The sequence below is a fragment of the uncultured Fretibacterium sp. genome, from assembly GCF_938040765.1.
In the GTDB taxonomy this organism is placed as follows: domain Bacteria; phylum Synergistota; class Synergistia; order Synergistales; family Aminobacteriaceae; genus CAJPSE01.
Genome location: NZ_CALIAA010000320.1, coordinates 1 through 4,082, shown reverse-complemented (window position 1 = coordinate 4,082; position 4,082 = coordinate 1). Strand labels below are relative to the sequence as shown.

The following is a 4,082-nucleotide window of genomic DNA, read 5'->3' as shown; positions in this document are numbered from 1 at the left end:
CCACCGCGTGCACCTCATGGTCCTTCGGTTCCTGGGCCTTCTTATCCGCGGAGACCGACCCGTCCCCCTTCGGCTTCTCCACCGCGTGCACCTCATGGTCCTTCGGTTCCTGGGCCTTCTTATCCGAGGAGACCAACCCGCTCCCCTTCGGCTTCTCCATCGCGCGCACCTCATGGTTCTTCGGCTCCTGGGCCTTCTTATCCGCGGAGACCGACCCGCTCCCCTTCGGCTTTCCCATCACGCGCATCTCATGATTGGGTGAGGCGGCCAGCACCTCGGGACGCTTCTTCAGCGCCTCGACCAGCTGCTCCGTCGTCTGCTTATCGGAGGCGAAAAGGGCGAAGACCGTCCCCCCCGCGGCGGAGAGGCTCCCGTAGACGTTCACGACGCGCGCGCCCACGCCGTGGGCGACCTCCGCCACATAGATCCGGCCCTCCACGCTTGCGAGGGCCTCCTCGGTCAGGGGATCCGCCAACCCATTTTTGAGCACGACCAGCGCCTCGCCCCGCGCCGCAGGAGCGCCCGCAAAGGCGGCAGGACAGGCCGCCAACAGCACGGACAGCAGGATAACCGCAATTTTGCCTCTCTCCAACAACATCATCATCTCCAATCCTTTTCATACCTCACACTACTTTACGCTCGGCGGCGCAGCCCCGAAAGCGCCAAAACGGCCAACATCCAGGCCCCGGCCCCCGCCGCGTCGCAGCCCCCTCCGGACTTCCGGGCCCGACTTCGAGAGGGGGGCCGGTCGGGCTGCGGCTTGGGGCCCAGGTCGGTGCTCGTCGCCTCCAGGATGTCCAGCGCTTTTTTCACGTCCAGGTAGCCGTATTGAGAGAGCTTAGCGCCGCCCGAGTTAGTCCGCGCCGTCGCAGCCGGGTTCCGGCTGCCGTCCGCACCCTTCAGCAGGGCATCCTTGATCTGGGACGCCGTGGCGTTCGGGTAGCGGCCCGCCAGCAGCGCAACGGCCCCGGCGACGTGCGGGACCGCCATGGACGTGCCGGACATCTCTCCATACCAGGTTCCGAAGGGTACGTTTCCGTTGTTGGCATCCGGAAAAACCGTGCCGAGGATGCGCACGCCCGGAGCCGCGAGCGAGACGGCCGTCGGGCTCCAGTTCGAGAAGGACGCCGCCCCGCCGTTGGACGCCGCCGCACCGACGACGATCAGGTTCTTCAGCCCCGTGAAGGACGCGGGATAGCAGTATTGTCCCCTCCGGAACACGGGATCGGCGGGATCTCTGGGGTCGTCGTAGGGCGCGGGCCTGCCCACCTCCAGCCCCTCGTTTCCCGCCGCGACGACGATCACCGTCCGGTCCAGGTCGTCCAGAATCTTGTAGGCGCGCCAATAGGCACTCGACTGAACCGCGCTCGGAGCTGCGCTCACGTATCCCCCCAGGGAGAGGTTGAGCGCGGCGACCTTCATCTGCGGGTTCGTGCGAAGGAGGGAGACCAGGTAGTTGAGAGCCTCCACGGTCCAGGAGTCCGGTCCGGAGCCATCCGCACCCATGATCCGCAGCACGATCAACCGCGTCGTCCAGCTCACCCCCGCGACGCCCAGGCCGTTGTCCCCCACGGCCCCGATCGTCCCCGCAACGTGCGTCCCGTGCCCATGGACGTCCATATAGTCCGAACGATCGACGGCGGCGCCCTCCGCCCGCGCGAAATTCCGGCTGAGCCCCGTATCCAGGTTCGGCTGCAGGTCCTCGTGGGCGGCGTAGATTCCCGTGTCCGCCACCGCGACATACACGTCCGTGCTGCCCGTCGCGGCATCCCACGCCTCGGGAGCGCGGATGGCCTTCAGTCCCCAAAGCTCTCCCGAGGCGTATCGGGGATCGTTGGGCTGCCGCATGGTCCGGGTGATGTAGTTTGGAGCTGCCGCGAGCACGTCGGCCCTCGCCCTCAGGTCCTCCACCAGCTGCTCCGCTGTCTTGGTCTCGGAACGGACCAGAGCGAAGACGCCGTCGCCGGCCTCGGACAGGGCTCCGTAGGCCTGGGCCACCCGTGCTCCGGAGGCCGCCGCCAGCGCCGCCAGCCGGAACGATTCCGACCCGCGCTCCACGGACGCCGCCGTCACGCCGTCGCCGGGCGCCTTCCTGAAGACCACCAGCGCCTCGCCCGGGACGTACGATGCGGCCAGGGCCGGCGGAACGAACGCGGCGCACAGGAGGGCCGCCAGAAGGAAAGTCGTCTTCTTTGCCATGCCTTCAATCATCCTTTTCATCAAATTTTCCCTATCGAGCTTCCCCTATCGCGTTTTTCCCCGCGATACCGCCTCGGAACGGAGCGGGACCAAGCATGGAAAAGCGCCCTCCGAAAACGAGGGCGCCTTCATTCTACATCTTGGACGGTTCTGCTCCATGGGGAGAAATCCCGTTTTTTTCGGCCTTCCCTCCTCCGGCTCCCCTCCCTACTCCGGGGGCAGGGCCTGGAGCGCAACCGAGTTGAGGTAGTTCCACGGCTTGTTGTAGTGCGGCTGGAAGAAGAAGTCCACAAACGCCAGGTCCTCCACCGTCATCCCGTTCTGGATGCAGACGGACAGCGTGTTGATCGACTGGGTGAGGTCCTCCTTCGACCGGACCTGCGCGCCCAGGATGCGCAGCGTCTTTCGCTCGTAGACCAGCTTGAGGTAGAAGGACTCCGTGGTGGGCATGAACTCCGGACGGTAGTTGTCCTTCAGGACGGAGACCGCGTAATCGAGACCCAGCTCCTTGGCCACCAGCTCGGTCAGGCCGGTGCTGGCGATGTTCCAATCGTAGATTTTGATGCCGGACGTCCCCTGGGTGCCCCGGTGCCGGGTCGTGGGGGCCTTGAGGTTCCGCGCGGCCAGCGTCCCCATGCGGACGGCGTTCGTGGCCAGCGGGATGTAGGCGTACTGGCGGGAGGCGTTGTTGTAGACCGCGCAGCAGTCCCCGGCGGCGAACACGTCGGGGTGCGAGGTGCGCATGTACTCGTCCACGCGGAGCGCCCCGTTCGGGAGCATCTCCAGCTTCCCCTTGAAGAGCGCCGTCTGGGGACGGAAGCCGACGCACAGGATCGCCAGGTCCGCGTCGAACTCCCCGTCCGTCGTGACGACCCTGGCGACCCTTCCGTGCCCGTCGTCCACGAACCGCTTCACCGTCCGGCCGAAGGCCAGCTTCACGCCCTTCTCGACGTAGAGCTTTTCGATCACGTCGATCACGTCGGGGTCCAGATAGCGCGGCAGCACCTGCGCCATCTGGTCGATGAAGGTCACGGACTTGCCCTGGGTCTCGAAGGCCTCCACCAGCTCCGTGCCGATGTATCCCGCGCCGATGACCGCGACGCTGCGGGCGCTCCCGCACCGCTTCACGATCTCCATGGCATGGGCGTAATTCTTGCAGAGCAGGACGTTCTCCAGCTTCACGTTCTCGATGGGCGGCTCGACGGGCCAGGAGCCGGAGGTGACGATCAGCTTGTCGAAGGTGTCCTCGAAGTCCTTCCCCGACTCCAGGTCGCGGACCCTCAGCTTTTTACCCGTCAGGTCGACCTCCGTGACCTCGTGCCTCATGCAGGTTTTGACGCCGAGCTCCGCGAGCTTTTCGGGCGAGCAGTAGAACAGCCCGGCGGGATCCTTCACCACCCCCTGCACGTGCAGCGCGATGCCGCACGAAAGGAAGGAGATGTTGTCGTTCCTCTCATAGACCGTGACCTGCGCGTCCCTGTGCAGTGCCACCGTGTTCAGTACCGCCGCCGTGCCGGCATGCGTGCAGCCCAAAACAACAACCTTCATCATCCGAGCCTCCTCCGAATGGGTCGAGGGGTTTCCTTACCCCCCTTACTCTTTCTCCTTCGTACCGCGAGCGTTAACCGTACTGCTCCACCTTGTCGTGGACGACGACCAGCGAGTTGAAGTCCTCGATCTGCGGGCGGGGGATGATGACGGGCTCCTTGACGTGCTCGTAGTTGACGTTCTGACGGCGGACCGCAAACCCACGTTCCAAACGATCCGTGAAGCCCTCGACGTTGACGATGGTGTTCGTCTGCACGATGCGCATGGCTCAAGCCTCCCTGCCTGAACGAAATAGCCCCTCTTTTCGGGGCGAAGCCACTTTCATAAAGAGATTT

General features: G+C 65.3%; 4 protein-coding genes. All 4 read right to left on the bottom strand.

Annotated elements, in window-relative coordinates; all coding sequences use genetic code 11:
- Positions 1 to 598 (bottom strand): hypothetical protein (locus Q0176_RS11185; protein WP_299303023.1); only part of this gene is annotated, 598 nt, incomplete at its 3' end.
- A gap of 35 nt (positions 599 to 633) precedes the next feature.
- On the bottom strand, positions 634 to 2,199 hold the full coding sequence (locus Q0176_RS11180; RefSeq protein WP_299303020.1) for a S8 family serine peptidase: 1,566 nt from the start codon (positions 2,197 to 2,199) through the stop codon (positions 634 to 636).
- A gap of 207 nt (positions 2,200 to 2,406) precedes the next feature.
- Positions 2,407 to 3,750, bottom strand: coding sequence for an FAD-dependent oxidoreductase (locus Q0176_RS11175; protein ID WP_299303017.1), 1,344 nt, complete (start codon positions 3,748 to 3,750; stop codon positions 2,407 to 2,409).
- 70 nt (positions 3,751 to 3,820) lie between these two features.
- Positions 3,821 to 4,012, bottom strand: a complete 192-nt coding sequence (locus Q0176_RS11170) for a hypothetical protein (RefSeq protein ID WP_299303015.1) — start codon at positions 4,010 to 4,012, stop codon at positions 3,821 to 3,823.
- Between the last annotated feature and the right edge of the window lie 70 nt (positions 4,013 to 4,082).